Origin of the sequence: Paenibacillus sp. FSL W8-0426 (genome assembly GCF_037969725.1) — a bacterium.
In the GTDB taxonomy this organism is placed as follows: domain Bacteria; phylum Bacillota; class Bacilli; order Paenibacillales; family Paenibacillaceae; genus Paenibacillus; species Paenibacillus hubeiensis.
The window spans coordinates 1667835-1686276 of the sequence record NZ_CP150203.1 but is presented as its reverse complement, the minus strand read 5'-3'; the positions used below and the strand labels follow the sequence as shown (position 1 = coordinate 1686276).

The window sequence follows — 18442 nt, the reverse complement described above, 5'->3', positions numbered from 1 at the left end:
CCGCAGCGTTCAGCGCTGCGGCAACAAGCCTGCACAGATGGTAGCATAAATGACCGGCGCAATGCCAGCTAAATGCCCAGCACCGAGATGTATTCATGCATCTCCAACTGTTCCCACAGCCATGTCCGAAATCCATGCACCAAATCAGCCAGCCATGCGATATGCTCATCATAGGATTGACGGAATTCCTCCTCGCCATCGCCATAGAAAAAATCGACGTGCTGTTTAATCGCCTCCATAGAAGGACGTTCCCGCAACAATGCAGCGAGCACATCCAGCCTTTTCAATATGCGTGCCCATTCCTGCTTGGAAATGACATTAAAACCATAATGGTCATATGCCGGTACTTCTCGTTCTATGGACGTCTCTATATAGGCAAACGTCTCTTCCGTAAAGAAAACCGAGCCTTCATTCCAGCATTTCCCTTGGTAAGTGCCCGGTAAAATTTCAATATAACAACTGCCTTCCAGCTCACTTTGATCCGTAATCATGCCTCTGCCTTGATACTCCGTCTCCATGCTAACCAAGCCTCCCGAAAACCGATTCATAAACGATGCGCTGCTTTGGCCTTGAAACGATGAATCTAAATACTTATCGTATGCATCCCTGCTTCACCAAGAAAGTCCTGTCTGGACAAGCCCTGTTCTCCTAACAGCAAACGATAATGCGTAATCGTGCCATCATGCGAGATGATCCACGCCCGGTCAGCCTTTTCTCGCACCCATTCCAGCAGCCGGGAGGCTTGCGCCTCGAAACGTTTTTGCTCCATCCGGTTGATGCCCTCGCCCCCTTCCCAACAGTCCATTTCCCCATCCCAAATGTTGGCTTGCGGAACAGCCCTGCCCACTTCTTCTCGGGAATAGATGCGGTCGCATGCTAAAAACGAATACTCCGGATGCTGTGGAAACATTCTCGGCCCGACGAGCGGTGTAACGATCATCCCCGGATGATTGCTTCCCGCCAAAATGAATGCCGTTTCAATCGTTCTTTTTGTCGGACTTATAAGGATTGCATCATTAAGGTGGATAAAACATCTGGCATGCAAGTGCTCCACCTGTCGTTTCCCCTGTGGCGTAAGGCCAGGATGCGTCGTATTCAACCGATGCGGGTAATCCAGCAGATGTTCCGCATGTCCATGTCTAACAAAGCTAATGTCCATCGGCGGATGCCTCCAGAAAATCCACATACTCGGCATAATTGTTCTCCCATTTGGTTGACACTGGTATGGAACCCTCCTATAATAAGGGTAACAAAACATATGAACGGACGCTCATATGTTCATACAAAATGGTTTTCATTGATTTACACTCAATCACAATCATAACCGAAACAATGCATTACAAAGGAGAGGATTTCAATGTCTGCACAGCAACACGATCATCAGCATGACCATGGGCATCACCACCATGGAGCGAACGCCAACAAAAAAGTGCTTTTATTCTCTTTCATCATCATTACGGGTTATATGATCGTCGAGGCCATCGGCGGTTTTATGACCAACAGCCTGGCCCTGATCTCCGATGCGGGTCACATGCTGTCCGATGCCATTGCGCTTGGCGTGGCGCTGCTCGCATTCACGTTTGGCGCAAAAGCCGTCAATATGGGCAAAACGTTCGGCTATCGCCGCTTTGAAATACTGGCCGCCGCTCTGAACGGGATTACGCTTATCGCCATTTCCTTGTACATTTTCTATGAAGCCATCGAGCGCTTCCTCCATCCGCCCGAAGTCGCCACGCTCGGCATGTTGATCATCAGCGTCATCGGCCTGCTCGTCAACATTCTTGTCGCGTGGATCATGATGCGCGGAAGCGATACGGACCATAACCTGAACATGCGCGGTGCCTACCTGCACGTCATCAGCGACATGCTGGGCTCCATCGGCGCCATCGCTGCCGCCCTGCTCATGATGTTCTTCGGCTGGGGATGGGCCGATCCGCTCGCCAGCGTCATTGTGGCTGCACTGGTGCTGCGCAGCGGATTTTACGTCACCAAGTCGGCGCTGAATGTGCTGATGGAAGGAACGCCTGCCAACGTGGACGTGGGCGATCTGGTAGAGACGATCCAACAAGTCGACGGCGTAAAAGGCGTGCATGACGTACACGTTTGGTCCATCACGAGCAACCTGAATGCACTGACCGCCCATGTGGTGGTAGACGGAACGCTGAGCATTTACGAAGCCGAGGTGCTGGTGCAGAAGATCGAACATATGCTGGAGCATAAAGAAATCAAACACGTCACCCTGCAAGTGGAGTCCGAGAAACATCTGCATGACACCTCCGTGTTATGCACCGTCAAAGCCGATGCGCCGGATGCGCATGCGCATCATCATCACTGAGTGAACGACAAGCCTGGCATCGCAAAAAATAAGACGAGGGTCGTCTCCTGATCGAAGGAGCGGCCCTCATTTTTATTTTGGTGGCTAGGTGGCAACGTTGCGATCTTACCGTTCGCTATAAATCGAAATCCGCCCTCTCTCGATGGCTGGAGCTAAAAATAGAACTAGGATAATTCATGGCTATTGGCGGAATGCGATCTTCCGGAAAAAATTGAAGCTGCTTCATCTCTTCGTTTTCCCGCTGCAGCTCACCCTCGCTAATCGTGCACTCAAAAACAATCGTGATATATTCAACCTGGTGCCCGTTCGCATACGTAAATCGGTAGGTTTCTCCGCCATATACGCCAATGATCCGTTCCGGATGAATCGTTAAACCTGTTTCTTCGAGTGCTTCCCGAATCATGGCTTCTGCCGGCGTTTCTCCCAGCTCGATCGCTCCCGCGATCAAGCCCCACTTCTCTTCATGATGCTTTCTGCCAAACAACATTTCACCATGTTCATTACGGATCACTCCGGCCACGCCTGGCATAAAAATCAGCTGGTTGCCGACCTGTTCTCTCAAGTTTTTATAATAATCCGACATGCCCATAAGAGGACACCTCCTATACTCGCTCTACCCGTCTGCCGCCTGCCTACCGTTCATTCCTCCTGAGCACTGGGCTCATCTGCAAAATGCTCGAAATAATCCGCAAATGTCCGATAGAGCCATACAAAATGATCGACCTCAAGCTCATAGTGTCCCTTGAATTCCACGTGAGTCGGTTGACCTTGATCCTGGATAATTCGGTGTCCGTATTCACCCAACCATACGTTCTGAAAAGCCAGCTTGGCCTGAACCGTAGCGCCTAGTTTTCGAAACCAGTCCCTGATGGAAAGCGATTGCGAGAAGACGCCGTCCAATTTCCATTTTTGTGGAACGAAATGCACGATCATTTCGTCTTCCTCGCCTTCCATTTCCTCCTCCACGAATAGGATCCCGCCTAGCGACACTTTTAAATTTTCGCCAATGTGCTTATAAGCCAAGGCCTTTCGAGATTGAGGGACAGAACCGTATGATACGCCGTACTCGTTCTCTCCATACCCGTCTTCCAGATACTTCATAATGGGTGCATCCAGATCTACAAGGATTACAAGTTTGTCCTCTTCCATGATGCGCCCGTGATTTTCAACATATTGACGCAGCGCCGCTCTCTGCTCTTTCCTGATGATCAGAGAGTACTTCCCCTTCTGACGGTAATTCGTCCGGTACTGCTGCAGCTCCTTGGGCCAATGCCTGACAAACCCGTTCATCCTGCGGACAAAATCCATCCTGGTTCCTTGAGAAAAACCTTCTTCTTTGAACTCCAGCAACGCTTCTTTGCCGTTTCCGTAAATAATCCGCTGCCCCTCGGCTTCCATATCCATGTATGTAATGATCGCATCCACATGTTTGCTTAACGCGACAAACCAGCTTCTGACCGCATTCGATTCCTGAAGCATGAGACTCATATCCGAAGTCACGGCGGCAAAACGAATACGCCATCGTTCCGGATCTTGATCCAGCTGCTCTTCCGAATACTCTATAGCGCCGATTCTTGCCTTATTCCCTGGAAGAAGCCAGCGCCCAATCTCATCCTGATCATAATGTGGCCTAAATGAATACCCTCCCTCCAAATACTTCAATATCGCGGAGTCCACGTCAAAATGAAGGCAAAAGCTGTTCGTGCCTGTCAGCTCCCCATGTGCTTGGACATAACGGAATAGACGCTCCTTCTGATCCTTGTGAATGATAAGCCTATAGTTATAGTCGAGTCCCATTCGATCCTCCCAAAACATGAAAACCAAGTGCGCTAACACTTGGCTTCCTATTTCCCTGCACAAATACGATTACAACACGGCAGAGGGAATTTGCGATATACCATTTTATCTATATTTTACCGACACAAGCTCCAAGGCACAATCACCCTCGTGCTACAAATCTTTTCTTTTGAACAAATACACTGTCACATAAAAGGAAGCGATGAACAGTGCCAGAATGCTAATCGCAATGACAAGCAGTAACGGAAAACCGACCAGATTGCGTTCATTCGCCAAATTGAGCAAGTACGCCGCCGGCTGAGCCAGCAAAATCATGGCAACCAAAAACACCACGTTAATGACGCCTGCCCCCTTTTTGCTCAAAGAATAAAACAAAGGCATGTAGATCGAAATCAGCACCAGCAGTATGCCCAGCGGAACCAGAACACCCAGCACCGTATAGTCGGGCTTGTTCAAGCTGTACTCCGGCGCAAACCGCGCCACGGCGGCATGGATGACAAAGGAGGCCAGTATGCCGAATAGCGAGTACAGGATCGACATCATATATTTCGCCCGCACGATCTGCTTGCGGCTAATCGGCAGCGTGACGAGAAAATTGTGGTTGTGGTTTTTGATATCGATCATCGTCGCCAGCATGACGGAACCAAACGCGGTATAGATGCCGACATAATAGAAGGATAACTCCATGCTCGGAATGAATGCCACGCTGAAAATAACCAAATATAGAAGCACCGTCCATTGCGAGCTCTTGAGCGCGATAAAATCTTTGCGAAGCAGGTTAAGCATGAATGCGTCCTCCTTTTGCCGTGAAATACATGATGTCCTCCAGCGAAGCTTTCTCCAGCAAGGCATCGTGCCCGAACAATTGTTTAGCATGACTCCGGTTACCCACCAATCCTTCAAAACCGACCGCCGTCTCGCGAATGCCGACGAATTCGCTGCGAATGTCCGCATCCAGCAGCTCCGGGCCTCCTTTGACGATGGCGTACCGCTCCAGCACTTCCTCTTTGGCTTCATTGAACACCAGCTTGCCGCGATGAATGAAGGCAATGTAATCCGCGATGCGGTCGAGATCCGTCGTGATATGCGTTGAGAACATGATCGACTTGTTCTCGTCTTGCATCATATCCGCAAGCAGGTCCAGCATCTCCCGGCGGAACACGGGGTCCAGCCCGGAGGTCGGTTCGTCCATGATCAGAAGCTCGGCATCGTGGGATAGCGCAAGGGCCAGCGCCAGCTTGATTTTCATACCTTTGGACAGCTCTTCGACCTTCTTCCGGGGAGACAGCTCGAACTGCTCCAGCAAATCGTTAAATTTCCCTTCATTCCAGCGGTCGTAGAAGGGGGCGATCATTTTTTTCAGGTCACGGATATTCAGATGCTCGTAATAAAAGCATTCATCGGATACAATCCCGATACGCTGCTTGATCTCTACTTCATGCTTGGACATGTCCCTGCCGAATATTTTCACGTTTCCTTGGTCTGGGCGAACCAGGCCGAGAATCATTTTGATCACCGTGCTTTTGCCGACGCCGTTCGGGCCGATCAAGCCGGTGATATATCCTTTCTTCACGTTCAGGGACACATTGTCCACGGTAAACTGAGGGTACCTTTTGGTAAGATGGCGTGCTTCAATGGCATTCATTCTGTGCGTTCCTCCTCAAACAGTAATTGGAAGTGCTCAATAACTTCCTGTCTGCTCATGCTTAATTCCTTGCTCTCGCGGATGACGTCCAGCATTTTGGCTTCCAGCCGTTTCATGCGCTGTTCCCGGATAAAATCCGTATTGGCTCCCGACACAAAGGACCCCTTGCCCAGAACCGAGTCGATCAGCTGCTCCTTTTCCAATTCCTCGTAGGCCCGCTTTGTCGTGATAACGCTGACCTGCAAATCCTTGGCCAACTGCCGAATGGAAGGCAGGCTGTCCCCCGGGGCCAATTCGCCGCTCAGGATGCTCTGCCGAATCTGGCTGATGATCTGAACGTAGATGGGATCGGTCGACGCGTTCGATATGATGACTTTTATGCCTGTAACCTCCTTGCGGTGTATCCGTGTATATACTGTATATGTATAATATATACACTATACACTCTTTTGGTCAATGCCTTTTTTCATTTTCGGATTGTTGTTTATGGTTAAAAGAAACAAAAAGACAGCCGCAACTCCGGCTGCCATCCAGGCATTCATCGCTCACAACGCGCAGTATCGGCATCATGAACTTTGAATTGAAGCTGTATTCTGTTTTTTACACCTGACAGCCAGTCTCCCGCGTTAAAGGCTTCGCAGTTCGTCCGTCGTGCCTGTAAGTTCCGCCCATCTGGCCGATAGGAATTTGGCATAATCCAAAGCCCCGATGCCGTATGTCCCCAGCGAATGACCATCGTTGATCTCCACCAGCTTCATATGGCCTTCCTTGTCGATGCCAAAGTCCATGCCATAAGCCGCCGGAGCATCCTTAAAATCGTTGACCGCGTTTCGTATGACGTTGAGGTCCAGCTTGGAGTCCCACGCCCCTTTATATCGGCGGATATCCAGAATCTCTCCGTATCGAATAAAACAACGCCATTCCGTCACGAAGTCCACCACTTCGGAACACCAGACTGCGGCATCTTCCTGATCATCCATGAGTCCGATAAAATCTTTGTATTCCTTCACGACGGTTCCGGCAAACTTTTTGGTGACATCCTTCGGTTTGACGAATACATTCCAGTGCTCCTGATCCTTGAACAGCTCCCGCATCGTCGTAACCCACACCTTCCGGCCCAAATAGCCGGCCAAAGAGGCTGGATAATCGATTTCCTCGCGGTTGCCGGCCAGCCCCAATTGTTCCAGTCGTTTTCTTACATTGCCGATGCCGCCCACGACGACATGTTCCGGATGCCTCTCCTGAATACCGGCAATATTATGGTACTTGACCGTTTCCCAGCCCAGTGCGGTGAATCCTTCATTGGCGATAAAGGCATTGACGTTATAGAAGTCACCCTTTGCATTCGTCTGTATGTACGCTCTCATCGACTGTTCTCCTCGCTTTTTGCTTTTCGTAAAATACCAGTCTTGTCCTCAGAGGCCATCTTCCCACCACCTACTCAGGACCCTAAATCAACCCCTTAACCATGTGTATAGTGATCATCGACTTCTCTTCCGTCTTTGTTATACGAACACCAAAAGGTTTGAAACCCTGCTTGGCGTAAAAAGCCAAGCCTCGTGAATTGGTACTATGGCAGGCCAAACGGAGCGTTTGGCTGCCCATGCTGTTTTTCGCTTTGTCCAGCATGACGCCAATCAAAAATGGCGCCGCCCCTGTGCCCCGATACCCGGGTGAGACGATCACATTGCCAAGCCAACACGTCCTTTCGACAGGGTCGTTTCCGTATATGTTTGCATAGGCCACAACTTCATTCGTATGTTTATTCAGAACAACCGTCGGCTCGTGGCGATCCTGCAAGAGATTCAGAATTTGATCCGGCGTTAGCGGGTATGTAAATCGGGGACTGATATAGTAAAGTTCTTCCTCGTTCTGCGGAAAAGTACAGATCGTTTCCAAATCGATATTTTCAAGATTTCTGTGAATGTACATGCGTGCCTCTTCCTCCCCCAATCACATCCGGTCTTCCTGCCACCATTCATCAAAATGCTGTTTCAGAAACTCTACCTCTTTCAGATAATGATCAAGATGGCCTCCTTCCACCATTTTGACGAATGCGGCCTCTCCAGCAGCTGCGCGCTCGGACAACGTTGTACACATGTGCTGAATTCGGGAGATTACCCATGCTTTAAGACTGCCGGGCACCGAAATACCGTAAGTATCTAAAAAAAGTCCGATGCGTCTTCTCCGTTCGGCAGCATGAACCTTTGGGTCATACTCCACGACAACGCGATCCTCACCTCCTGGTGAAATACCCGATAAAGGAACCGATGTATACAACATATACACGATGTCCCAAATGCGAGGCCCCGGACCTGCCATATCGAAGTCAATCAGACCAACGGGATGTTCTCCGTCAAAAACGACGTTATACAAGGCCGCATCGTTATGGCAAACCACCTCATGCAAGGAAGGATCAGGGTAAGCCTGTAGGGAGTCCACCGAAGACTTGAAGCCGACGGTTGCATCATGGTAGCTTCTAAGAAGGGTTGCAAGCGAAACCAATACTTCATCCGACCACATCGTTCCGTCTATTTCGGGATAATCGTTTCCCGGAACTACGCCCTCCAGATACGTCAGAATTTCTCGCTCCTTCTCATCCATCCCCCTAAACCTGGGCGTATTCGGATAACCCACCTTTTCAAGATGCTGCAGCAGTTCATGTACATACGAATTGGATTGGACGCTGCGGCGCACTGTTCCTCCAATTCGGACGACGTGATTCACGTTTCCTCCAGAAAGCATCTCTTCACGCTCCGGCATGCAAAGGTCTCCTTCATCTATGTATTTTTCATATCGCCATATCCCTTACCCTTTATTGCAGCACGGTGCCGTTAAGATACTGTCTCTTTTGCTCGATCGTATCTGCAAGCCACACAGCCAATCCTTCTTTGCTCACATATATCACCTCGCCGATTTTGAAATAGGGGAACATCGTTCCTGGAAAAGTTCCATTATCATTTAGTTTCTTCTGTTCGGAAGCGATAATATTTTGAACATCGTTTTCCGAGAGATTCAGATAATCGGCCGCCTCAGCGATACTTAAAATCGGCCCGTATTCATTAGGATTAGACGACGACGCGACGGTTGGGACGCTTGTGTCCACGATGATCGACTCTGGTTGATTGCTCACGAAAATCCAGCTTCCTATAATGATGGACAACCCGATAATCACGCTGGATATGGCGGAATAGTTATTGGTTTTCATCTATTGATCCTCCTCGTTACGCCTCTTTTCTTCCTTGCTTTCACATATGAGTCCGTACTCAACCATCTTATTCGTACGCAGTCTTAAGACCAAACTCAAATTCCCTCCTTGATGGTGATATGCTCCAATCAATTCCATTTCTCATAATCCTTTAAAATAAACTCCCCTTCTACTTCAAGAATCGTATCTGGTTTACTGCCATCGTAATAGCTGATGTCTGTCGTTCTCCCTGCCCACTTGAGATAAAAAACGCCCTTGTCTCTATACTCCAGTTCCACGGTGTTTTCATTAACTGCCTCATGTTCGAAATAATAGAGCCTCGCATCCAGACTTCTCGTTTCCGGATTGTATCCGTTTATAAGTTCGTATGATATGGCCTTGAATTCTTTGAGAGCAAGATGTTCAAGGATCAACGTGATTTCCGCATCCGGATTCATGGAAAGCTCCGCCGTATCCTCAACAGACATTATGGCCGCAGGGTCTGTCTCCGTTTCAAACCATAACATAATCGTACCATCATCGTTTCTGACGGCAAAAGCATTGGAATTCACCAATCGAAATTGTTCAATGCCGTTAAAACGTTTAAGCGTTAACGTTCCCATTTGTTCTCTCCCTCACATTATGCTGCCTGTTTTGCCTCTCCGTTAACGTGTGGATGTTTTTTGCGGTTAATATAGAATATCCCTTATTCTAGCATAGATGGAAATGGAGTCATACGCAAAGAGGCCGCTCCGAAGAGCGACCCTGTTCGTTCCTTGCGTTATTTTCCCGTCGAGAGAAGAAACTTCTCCAGCATGGCGGTGTCGGTAATGCTATGGTTGCAAGCTGTATCGTCCAAACACACGTACTGGCCGATGGAAGAAAAGTTGTCCGGCGAATTCCCCTTCGTCTTCACATTGAAGAATCCCAGCTCCTGATGGCGATTGCAGAACATGCAGTACCCTTTCTTGTTCGCGGCCGTGATCCGCCCCTCGATACCGAGGAACTTGCCTTCATGCGGATATACGATGAACAAGCGGTTGGTCGCGATGTCGGTCCATCTCAAATACGTCGTATGCGCGTAATCCACCGTTTCCAGGTTCGGCAGCTTGAGCTTCTTCGCCTTCGGAAACAGCTTCTGGATTTGCTTCGCCGTCACTTGCGGAAATGGAATCAGGTGTGTTTCCAGCCGGTCCAGATATTCCTGCAGTTCATGCGCTGCCTCGTAAGAGGACAATTGCTCCAACAGCTGCCTTTGTTCGTCAGTCAACTCGTCGAAAGCCGCAATCGCGTTCGTGACGACCGTATGACGGACGGTTTGCAGCACTTTTCGATCCGCGACTGTGCGCAGTGTTTTCAACAGGAAATCAGCTTGTTTTTGAATGACATTCAATTGATGGTTTTGGATAAATGGTGTTTGCATGGCTTTCAGCCCCTTATTTTTATTGGAAAAGCAAATAAGGTGCAAAGCCTGCGGGATGAAACGTTATGGTTTATTCAGGGCGATCGATTCTCTTCTCGTCGCGCCCTACACAAAGTCCGCCCCTATTCAGGCTTTGCGTAAGGCCTTTCTAGCGAACGAGCAATCCGGCACTGCCAATATTGCCACGGTATAACCCCCAATACAGTAGATATACTGGAATTATAGCAGGATTTGGGTTATTCGGGCAATGGTTCAACCTAGGAAGAATGGCAATAAACGATCGAACCTGCAGGTATCGATTCCGCTGGGATTCCTTTGCCTAAACAGATGCCGATATTCTTTTTTCCAATAATGGAATAACTGATTTGAAAAGAAACCACTTCGAAAATTTGCTCTTCCATGTCTGGTTTTTGGATCATAATCCGTTCCCCGATCATCTCTTTGATCTCTGCGGGAGTCATGTCATCCAAGTCCGCATTGGCCCCTCCAACAATCGTTCCATACTCCGGTGTATCAAACACCAAACCAACTCTAAAAAGCATTCCAGCATTCATCGGTGCGACCTCCTTAGAAATTGCACTCATCCGTAGTATTGGTTAACTCTGCCCACCTTGCTGATAACAACTTGGCATAATCAAGAGAAGACATGCCGTAATGCCCCAGTGCATATCCATCATTAACTTCAATCAAGAGAGTTTCTCCTTGATCCGTTAACCCAATGTCTACCGCATATCCTTTTGGCGCTGATTGGAATTGATCAACGATCCCTTGAACGATCCGGGCATCAAAATGTACTCGCCAATCCCCACGATACCTGCGGACATCCAAAATGTCCCCGTATCTTACAAAGCATCTCCACTCGGCTACAAACTTCACCACATCGGAACACCAAATTTCAGGATCTTCACCATAAGTCCCGCAGCCAACCAGATCCTTTGTGCTTCTTACCACAATACCCGTAAACTTCTTGTCCTCTACCGGTTTGATAAACACATTCCAGTTCTCCGGGTGATTTGCAATGACACTTAACCTGGATTTCCACACCTTTCTCCCCAAAAATGCGGTTAACTCTTCAGGATAATCGATCTCTGGCGCGACGATGTCATGTCTGCGAAGCATGCTTCTGACATCCTCGACGTAACTAATAACAATATCTTCCTTCTGGTGCCCAGATAACGTACGGATATCTTGAAAATAGCATATTTCAAAGCCTAACTGTTTAAACCCATCATAGGCAGCATAGAAATTATGATTGGCAATTTCATTGTCTAATCCTTTTTTCACAAAAACTTTCAAAGGAATCATCACCTACCCAATATACTCAAATCTAGCATAATTACTGCTGGTTTATTAATTTCATTAATTTCTCTCTGGTTTCGTTTAAACGCCCCTCGGCATTCGTTGCAATATCCAGAATGCAAATCACGTGATCGTTCTCATAAACCGTATTTGTTTCAATGATTTGCAAGTTGACAGCCTAAATACGTACGATTTGGCATCTTTTACTCCCCCATGTTTCATGATAAACACCCTGTTTTCTTCAGTAGTTCCAACTCTTCTGCCCGTTACCTTTATGTAAAATGGAGCAACTGCCGACAGTAAACTGCTTTATGTCATTTTATACTACTATTTGAAGCTTGGGGGCTAGAATCAATCTGGCCTGGACCATTGAATAGATGGTACTTGCATTGTACAGATGGAACTAGTATTGTATAATGGAAAACAAGGAAAACGTAATGATATTTTTGTTTTCCATCTAATGTATAAAGAAAGGAGCTTAAAGCATTGGGAAAAACATTGAAGACAGCCATGCTTGTCACCGATCTGGGATTCGTCGTGTACTGGCTTATCGTATTTCTTCAGCTGCTGCCGAAGGAGTTTCTCTACAAGGATTACGATAATGAAATGATGGTGGCATGGAATTTATCGTTTATTCCGCTGGACTTGTTGATCTCTTTTACCGGGTTAACGAGCATTTATGTTTATCAGAAGCGGAAGCAGTTTGGAATCTCCTTAGGGATCATCTCGTTAACGCTCACGTTTTGTTCTGGCTTGCAAGCTATCGCGTTCTGGGGACTGCGGCATGATTTTGATGTGTCATGGTGGATACCGAATTTGTTCTTGATGATTTACCCGCTGTTCTTCCTGCCTCGATTAATTCGGAAAATAAGTTAGAAATGGATGTGAACCTATGAAGCAGAGAATCATGGAAGCTGTCAGGGAAGAAATCATGAAGCGGGGGCTGAAGTTTTCGCTTCGGGATATCGCTGCCAATCTCGGGATGAGTACGAAGACGATCTACCAATTCTATGAATCAAAGGAGCAAATGATAAGCTATCTGATCGATCAATCCATAGCGAATATGCGGGAAGCCGAGCAGGAAGTGATGAACGATGCTTCGTTGACTGACGTAGAGAAACTGAGAAGGGCATTAGTCATTTTGCCTCAAGGATTCGTAATTAAAGACGTTCGTGTTCTTCATGAATTAAAACAACGCTATCCGCAATTGTGGCATGAGGTGGATACATACTTAAACCATGGATGGGATAACATTCGGATCTTGATCCGGGAAGGAGTCGCGGCAGGAAGCCTCCGGCCATTTCATGTCGAGCTATTCATTCAGACTTACATCGGGGCTTTAAACCAGCTTATGGACATACATGTCGCGAACAAAATCGGATTGTCCCTGGATAAGGTATTGGCGCAAATGGTCGAGTTCTTGATGCAGGGGATTTTAAATGAGGGGAATGGATCGGAATGAAGCCGTACCTTTTTTTGCTTGTGGCTATTGTTGGCGAACTGCTGGGTACATCGATGCTGAAATTATCGAACGGATTTACGAAATTATATCCAAGTATTGCGGTGGTCATCTGTTTTGGGCTGGCTTTCTATATGCTTTCCTTGAGTTTGCAACACATCTCCCTAGGCATCGCTTACGCGATATGGTCGGGGGTAGGAACGCTGGCTACGGTGATCATCGGGATTCTGATCTGGAAGGAAAAGGTGGGTTTAATAACGGTTCTTGGTATTGCGCTCGTTATTGCAGGCGTTGTATTGATCAATCTTGGCTCTTCTCCTATGGAACAGGAAGCTTAACAAAAGAGAGCATCGTCGCCGCGATTTGAAGACATCGTAAAGGTATACTCTTACGTCTATACTCATGATGCCTATTCAAGATATACCAGCTAATATCTTGTCAAAATTACCAGCAAAATGACCCTAAATCATATGGTTAAAATAGGAAAAATAATAACCCTCCAACTTAAACCATGTTTTGGAGGGTTAAAACAACTCAATGAATTTAGCAAAACGGAATTTTTCAAGATGGCATGGAGCCCATGAACTAGCTTATTTGCACGTGCGACCAAAGCCATTTTATACGCTACTGACGGTACCCCAGATGTACTCTTTCGAAACCTATAAACCACTGGTTTTGAGATTTCCCAATCACATGTAGTTATAACTTTAAAAACTTATTAATAATCTTTTCTTCTGACCACCCTTCTTCCATCATTCTTGTTACATATAAACCATCCAAATGAATAGCATTGCTTGTTTTTTGCTTTAGCTGCGAAAAATATTTGATTCTATTTTTATCAAAGTTTGACTTGCTCACCTTTTTCCCTTTAAAAGTGAACTCATCATCCATCTCTTCGGAATAATTGGCGACACTGATCTCTTGACTAACTAGTTTATTTCCTTGTAGGTTAATTGCATATTCACCCACAATCGAACCGATTGCGCTACTTGTCCCATCCCTAACTATCACTACATGTTTATTAGTTTTCTTATTCACGAAAATTCTAACTTGACCTTTGTTGAACCCTTCCATGCCAAGAGTGAAGCCCAGTCCACTTTCATGATCTCCAAGTCCAGGACCAGATTGTTTGAGTGGAACTGCTTTACCATTTTTAAATGTATATGCTAGGTCCATATAGTTTACTGTTCGGTAGGCTGCACCCCCAAACAACTCGGGAACTCCATCTTGGTCAATATCAACTAAAGCAATGACACTATCCATGCTGAAATTTTCGGACTTAAGATAATTGCTTATTATTTTTTTGTACGAACTCTTCCATGTTGAGACAGGCTCAGCAGCATAAGCAGAGGATGCATTAGTTACCATAAGAAATACTAAAAAAGATATAACAAAACGTTTCATATTAGAATACCCCTTCTTTGAAGTCGTAAGAGATCAGGATAAAATACGTACTTATTATTTCTTTTTTTGTAATTCTTTTATTTGCTGATCTGTTAATCCTTTACTATCTCCATTAAATCTGATCAACTTCCAAGTGGAATTCTTCCCAGACATAACTTTCTCCACAACAGCAAATCCATCTTTTTCATCAAAACTCATAGCTTGAACCTTACTGCTCCATGTATGCTTTGGATTAAATGCTAACTTGTAACTCAACCCGTTTTCTTTAAAGGTCTCATAATCAAAAGAGTGCATTCTGAGTTTTACATAATATCTGTTGTTTCCTATTGAATAAAGAGAAACGGGTTGTGCTACTGTGAATTCAACGCCTCCACCATAATTAGGTTCAAGAATATAATAGTTATTGTTTTTATACAAAATCAGCAAGAATTGATCGGAGGAGTAATAATTTCTTTTCTCTAACTGAACTCCGAGTGTGCGCTTAAGAAATGCATTTACTTTGTTTGCTGAGTACGGGTAGTAATAAAAGTCGCTATCTTTTGTGAATGGCTTTGCATTCTTCTGCTTTACAAGTTCAGGAGCAAATTTGAAGTTCGAGGCATGAATACCGTCATATAGCCACCTTACAATATCCTCATCCTTATAGTTCTCAACATTTAACTCGTTATTCTCTTCACTATGAAAATTTGTGAATTGATAGAGAAACTGAATAAGTTTGGTCTGCTCACTGTTACCCATGGACTTATAAACATCAGTGTACTGGGATTTGTTTTGAGCTGCCATTACAGAACCTGAAAACGGTAACGATGAAGACAAAATGAATGCTAATACAACGATCACTTTAAAATATTTTTGAAATCTTCTCAAAAAATCACTCCTCAGTGTTTGTAATACTCTTTTTATACTTTCAAAATAAAGATAAAAATTTGGAACCTTCAGTAGAAACATTATGTATATCTAGTATATTTGAACCACCACCTCAATCCGACTAGGACAATTATACCATGTTATTCAATCTGGGGAATGAAGATCACACAAAACGAATACGGTGCTCTAACCTTCTCGGCTTCAAACGATCAGAATGCTTAGGATAGCTCGTATTCTTTTGGCACATAAGTAGTTGTGAGAGAGTCGAACAAAGCGTAACTGACTGTTAGCTTAACGAAAAATGGAGCAGTTGCCAGCATGCAAACTGCTCCATCTGTTTAATAATCAAAGAAGATACTCTTACACAATTGCACTTAAGATATTTTCCTTACCGCAAACCATAGCTCAACGAAATGAAGCCCATCTTTACCTCCTGTAATTTCAAATTCCATTCCATCGACCTGTTCGTATCCAGCAGTAGGCAGCCATTCGGAGAAAAATCGCTTATATAATGTCTCAATCGTTTCATCAAATTTGTCCCATGTGAACGGATCAGAAGAAAAAATTGCCCACGTTTGAGCCGGTATGGTTATGCTTGTGTACCCATCGGTTTTACTAGAATCGCCTTTAAATGCGCACAGCATGTACGGAAAAGTATCCTCATCGGTTTTTTTGTAGCTGCAAACAGCATGTACTTTATGATAGTTCTGATTTAAAAAGATGGGGAGGTCGCCTGCATTGGCCGCAAGCCTTTCAACCTCGCCGTTCGCATGGCTTTGCTTCCATAATTCTGCCGGGGTGTCTACACCGTTTAATGGAAACGTTTTTTCGATTCCGAATACTTGAAAGGATTCTTTCGTCTCGATCCGATAGTTCATAGCCTCTTCTCCTTTAATGGAAATGAAGAAGGATAGTCGAGGATAGGCTTTGAGAGCAGTCCCTTCTTGACGGGCCATTGCTGGATTAACACCATGCAACGCTTGAAAAGCCCTTGCGAATGAAACCGGTGATTCATAACCATACTTTATAGCAATATCAACAACTTTTATATCGCTATTCTGCAATTCAATAGCCGCCAGGGTAAGTCGTCTTCGCCTTATATATTCCGCGAGTGATACGTTAGTAATAAACGAGAACATCTTCTGGAACTGATGTGACGAACAGCACGCACAACGAGCCACTTCGTTCAATTTAATTTCTTCGGTTAAATTCATTTCGATATAATCCAATGCCCGATTCATTCTCATAAGCCAATCCATCTAACCCCTCCTCTTAACAGAAGTATAGTGATGCCATGGCTTCGTATCGCAACGATTTGTGCATAAATAAGTTTCCTATCCGTCAGTCTCGATCTATTACACAAACTTATTCTTCCAGTTACATTGAAGAAAGCGAAACACACCTTACTATGACCAAAATCGCCGCACCTATGGGTTAAGTCTTATCAATGGATTCAGCTTCCGATACAATGCGACGGATAAACTCCGTCTTCGCATCTGCATACGCCAACTTATCGGTCGAATTAGCCTTTACCAATGCCTCTTTAAGCTTTTGATATGCTGTTCTAACATCTGCCCTTTAGGCAAACCAAGCATCTGAATCACCTCTTTGGATTTTATATGTATTTGGATATTCACCTGCCAACACACGGTCGTCCTTAAACCACAGTTTTCGTTCAGATCTTAAATGCATAAATCACTGAGGTCCTTTTCTCTAAGAAAAAATAAAGTTCAATACCTCTTTCGTATATTTCTCTGGCTCCTCAAGCCTCGGAAAATGAGCACTTCGATCAAACATAACGAGTCTACCGTCCTGCACCTTCTCCAAATAAACCCGTTTCTGCTCACCACAACAAACAGGATCATAGGCCCCTGCTAATAATAGGGTGGGTTGTGTTAACCCGGATAGCTTGGGCAGCAGATTTTCAAAAAACAATCCTTCTTCTTGCAGTTTTTGACTATGTACTTGATTCTTACTCCACATATCATTTGAGGATGCCTGGCTTTGCATGATTTCATCATATTGATGGGTAGTTAATTGCCGAAAATATAAAAGATTCTTATCCTCGCCTAATAATTGAAAAACATCCCCTAAAGCATTCCATAATTCATTTGGCTTGTAATTTCCATGGAGATACTCATTCGACGCTTCAATACCAGGTTGATTCTGAACATGAATAAAATGTTCTTTGGCTTTCGAAATGATGGATCTGGTTGCCCTTTTCACATCAAAGCAAGGCGTTTCAAAAATCACTTTATGGATCGATTCTGGATAACTTAATGCATATTTAACCGCCAAGTATCCACCGAATGAATGCCCTAATACACTCCACCTGCGTATTCCCATTTGTTTTCGTAGTTCCTCGAGATCTACAATAATATCGTTTAATCCAAAATGTTCATTCGCTTGGATGGGGTCAGAGCGTAATACGCCTCTTTGGTCGATCGCAATCACTCTTAACGAGTCAGATAAAGCTTCGGCTTGAAAATAACAAAAATCCACACAGCTTGCTCCGGGTCCCCCATGCAAATAAAGGAGCACTTCTTCACATGGTTCATTGTACTGTTCAACAAATAATCGAGTGCCTCTGATTGAAAATAAGGATGAACTCATACTGTCCTCCAATCTTCATACTACAGTTATCCAATATAGATGATGATTTTCTCATCACTAAATGCTTCTCCGATCTTCTCTAGAAGGAAATTGATTCGATTTATTAATTGAGCAGAATCATTTTCATCCAAGTTTCTCCGAGCCCATTCCCTTAACACATGGAATTCACCCGTTAATTTGGGAAGATCATGAATATCGATATCTATGCCAGGATCAGCAAATCGAGAAATCAAATCCAATTCCAATGCGATGATTCCAGGCACCCAGCATCTTTGGAAAAAAGCTTCCGTTGACACCGGGACATAAAAATGATCCTGATCTTTTGGCTCTATGATAATTGCAGCAATGGTCAGATGAATCACCCCCACTTTTGTTTGATAACTTCTTTGGTATTCATTCTACATCTACCAGTA

24 protein-coding genes and 1 pseudogene are annotated in these 18442 nt (G+C 45.2%); 4 read left to right on the top strand and 21 right to left on the bottom strand.

Annotation, left to right across the window (positions count from 1 at the left end):
* Positions 1 to 68 precede the first annotated feature (68 nt).
* Positions 69 to 518 (bottom strand): hypothetical protein, encoded by a 450-nt coding sequence (locus MKY59_RS07680; RefSeq protein ID WP_339276916.1) that lies wholly within the window; start codon positions 516 to 518, stop codon positions 69 to 71.
* 65 nt (positions 519 to 583) lie between these two features.
* Positions 584 to 1159, bottom strand: a complete 576-nt coding sequence (locus MKY59_RS07675; protein ID WP_339276914.1) for a histidine phosphatase family protein — start codon at positions 1157 to 1159, stop codon at positions 584 to 586.
* 198 nt (positions 1160 to 1357) lie between these two features.
* Between MKY59_RS07675 and MKY59_RS07670 the strand changes: the two genes are divergently transcribed.
* Positions 1358 to 2335, top strand: a complete 978-nt coding sequence (locus MKY59_RS07670) for a cation diffusion facilitator family transporter (protein WP_236416207.1) — start codon at positions 1358 to 1360, stop codon at positions 2333 to 2335.
* Between the two features lie 115 nt (positions 2336 to 2450).
* On the opposite strand, the gene MKY59_RS07665 is transcribed toward MKY59_RS07670, so the two are convergent.
* The 13 genes from MKY59_RS07665 to MKY59_RS07605 all read right to left on the bottom strand — a co-directional run bounded on the left by MKY59_RS07665 (position 2451) and on the right by MKY59_RS07605 (position 11692).
* Positions 2451 to 2924, bottom strand: a complete 474-nt coding sequence (locus tag MKY59_RS07665; protein WP_339276913.1) for an NUDIX domain-containing protein — start codon at positions 2922 to 2924, stop codon at positions 2451 to 2453.
* 50 nt (positions 2925 to 2974) lie between these two features.
* Entirely contained in the window at positions 2975 to 4132 is a 1158-nt protein-coding gene (locus MKY59_RS07660) for a hypothetical protein (RefSeq protein ID WP_339276911.1), read from the bottom strand.
* A gap of 153 nt (positions 4133 to 4285) precedes the next feature.
* A complete protein-coding gene (locus MKY59_RS07655; RefSeq protein WP_339276909.1) occupies positions 4286 to 4918 on the bottom strand; it encodes an ABC-2 transporter permease in 633 nt (210 codons plus the stop codon).
* Positions 4911 to 5777 (bottom strand): ABC transporter ATP-binding protein, encoded by an 867-nt coding sequence (locus MKY59_RS07650; RefSeq protein WP_236416212.1) that lies wholly within the window; start codon positions 5775 to 5777, stop codon positions 4911 to 4913. Before MKY59_RS07650 ends, MKY59_RS07655 begins: the two co-directional genes overlap by 8 nt.
* Positions 5774 to 6157 (bottom strand): GntR family transcriptional regulator, encoded by a 384-nt coding sequence (locus MKY59_RS07645; protein WP_236416347.1) that lies wholly within the window; start codon positions 6155 to 6157, stop codon positions 5774 to 5776. The genes MKY59_RS07650 and MKY59_RS07645 overlap by 4 nt, the downstream gene beginning before the upstream one ends.
* A 246-nt stretch (positions 6158 to 6403) precedes the next feature.
* On the bottom strand, positions 6404 to 7144 hold the full coding sequence (locus MKY59_RS07640; protein WP_339276907.1) for an ATP-grasp domain-containing protein: 741 nt from the start codon (positions 7142 to 7144) through the stop codon (positions 6404 to 6406).
* 82 nt (positions 7145 to 7226) lie between these two features.
* Positions 7227 to 7709 carry a GNAT family N-acetyltransferase gene (locus tag MKY59_RS07635; RefSeq protein WP_339276905.1) on the bottom strand — a complete coding sequence of 161 codons (483 nt, stop codon included), beginning with the start codon at positions 7707 to 7709 and terminating at the stop codon, positions 7227 to 7229.
* 21 nt (positions 7710 to 7730) lie between these two features.
* A complete protein-coding gene (locus tag MKY59_RS07630) occupies positions 7731 to 8540 on the bottom strand; it encodes an aminoglycoside phosphotransferase family protein (RefSeq protein WP_339276904.1) in 810 nt (269 codons plus the stop codon).
* Positions 8541 to 8592: 52 nt separating this feature from the next.
* Entirely contained in the window at positions 8593 to 8985 is a 393-nt protein-coding gene (locus MKY59_RS07625) for a helix-turn-helix domain-containing protein (RefSeq protein WP_339276903.1), read from the bottom strand.
* Between the two features lie 128 nt (positions 8986 to 9113).
* Entirely contained in the window at positions 9114 to 9587 is a 474-nt protein-coding gene (locus MKY59_RS07620) for a hypothetical protein (protein WP_339276902.1), read from the bottom strand.
* 158 nt (positions 9588 to 9745) lie between these two features.
* Positions 9746 to 10387, bottom strand: coding sequence for a FusB/FusC family EF-G-binding protein (locus MKY59_RS07615; RefSeq protein WP_236416228.1), 642 nt, complete (start codon positions 10385 to 10387; stop codon positions 9746 to 9748).
* A 257-nt stretch (positions 10388 to 10644) separates the two neighbouring features.
* On the bottom strand, positions 10645 to 10941 hold the full coding sequence (locus MKY59_RS07610) for a hypothetical protein (protein WP_339276899.1): 297 nt from the start codon (positions 10939 to 10941) through the stop codon (positions 10645 to 10647).
* A gap of 13 nt (positions 10942 to 10954) precedes the next feature.
* A complete protein-coding gene (locus MKY59_RS07605; RefSeq protein ID WP_339276897.1) occupies positions 10955 to 11692 on the bottom strand; it encodes an ATP-grasp domain-containing protein in 738 nt (245 codons plus the stop codon).
* A 504-nt stretch (positions 11693 to 12196) separates the two neighbouring features.
* Between MKY59_RS07605 and MKY59_RS07600 the strand changes: the two genes are divergently transcribed.
* Genes MKY59_RS07600 through MKY59_RS07590 form a run of 3 tightly spaced genes read left to right on the top strand, consistent with a single transcriptional unit; the run spans position 12197 to position 13483 of the window.
* Positions 12197 to 12562: a DUF5360 family protein gene (locus MKY59_RS07600; protein WP_339278349.1), complete on the top strand. Its 366-nt coding sequence runs from the start codon at positions 12197 to 12199 to the stop codon at positions 12560 to 12562.
* A 16-nt stretch (positions 12563 to 12578) separates the two neighbouring features.
* Complete coding sequence (locus MKY59_RS07595) at positions 12579 to 13148, top strand: TetR/AcrR family transcriptional regulator (protein ID WP_339276895.1); 570 nt, start codon at positions 12579 to 12581, stop codon at positions 13146 to 13148.
* Complete coding sequence (locus tag MKY59_RS07590; protein ID WP_236416241.1) at positions 13145 to 13483, top strand: multidrug efflux SMR transporter; 339 nt, start codon at positions 13145 to 13147, stop codon at positions 13481 to 13483. Before MKY59_RS07595 ends, MKY59_RS07590 begins: the two co-directional genes overlap by 4 nt.
* Positions 13484 to 13844: 361 nt before the next feature.
* On the opposite strand, the gene MKY59_RS07585 is transcribed toward MKY59_RS07590, so the two are convergent.
* The 6 genes and pseudogenes from MKY59_RS07585 to MKY59_RS07560 form a co-directional block, all read right to left on the bottom strand.
* Positions 13845 to 14549, bottom strand: coding sequence for a hypothetical protein (locus tag MKY59_RS07585; RefSeq protein WP_339276893.1), 705 nt, complete (start codon positions 14547 to 14549; stop codon positions 13845 to 13847).
* Between the two features lie 54 nt (positions 14550 to 14603).
* Positions 14604 to 15416: a hypothetical protein gene (locus tag MKY59_RS07580; RefSeq protein ID WP_339276891.1), complete on the bottom strand. Its 813-nt coding sequence runs from the start codon at positions 15414 to 15416 to the stop codon at positions 14604 to 14606.
* 374 nt (positions 15417 to 15790) lie between these two features.
* Positions 15791 to 16675: an AraC family transcriptional regulator gene (locus tag MKY59_RS07575; RefSeq protein WP_339276889.1), complete on the bottom strand. Its 885-nt coding sequence runs from the start codon at positions 16673 to 16675 to the stop codon at positions 15791 to 15793.
* A gap of 175 nt (positions 16676 to 16850) precedes the next feature.
* Positions 16851 to 16979: pseudogene (locus tag MKY59_RS07570) on the bottom strand (GrpB family protein); the annotation flags it as partial.
* 150 nt (positions 16980 to 17129) lie between these two features.
* A complete protein-coding gene (locus tag MKY59_RS07565) occupies positions 17130 to 18029 on the bottom strand; it encodes an alpha/beta fold hydrolase (RefSeq protein ID WP_339276887.1) in 900 nt (299 codons plus the stop codon).
* A gap of 26 nt (positions 18030 to 18055) precedes the next feature.
* Positions 18056 to 18397: a hypothetical protein gene (locus MKY59_RS07560; RefSeq protein ID WP_339276885.1), complete on the bottom strand. Its 342-nt coding sequence runs from the start codon at positions 18395 to 18397 to the stop codon at positions 18056 to 18058.
* Positions 18398 to 18442 lie beyond the last annotated feature (45 nt).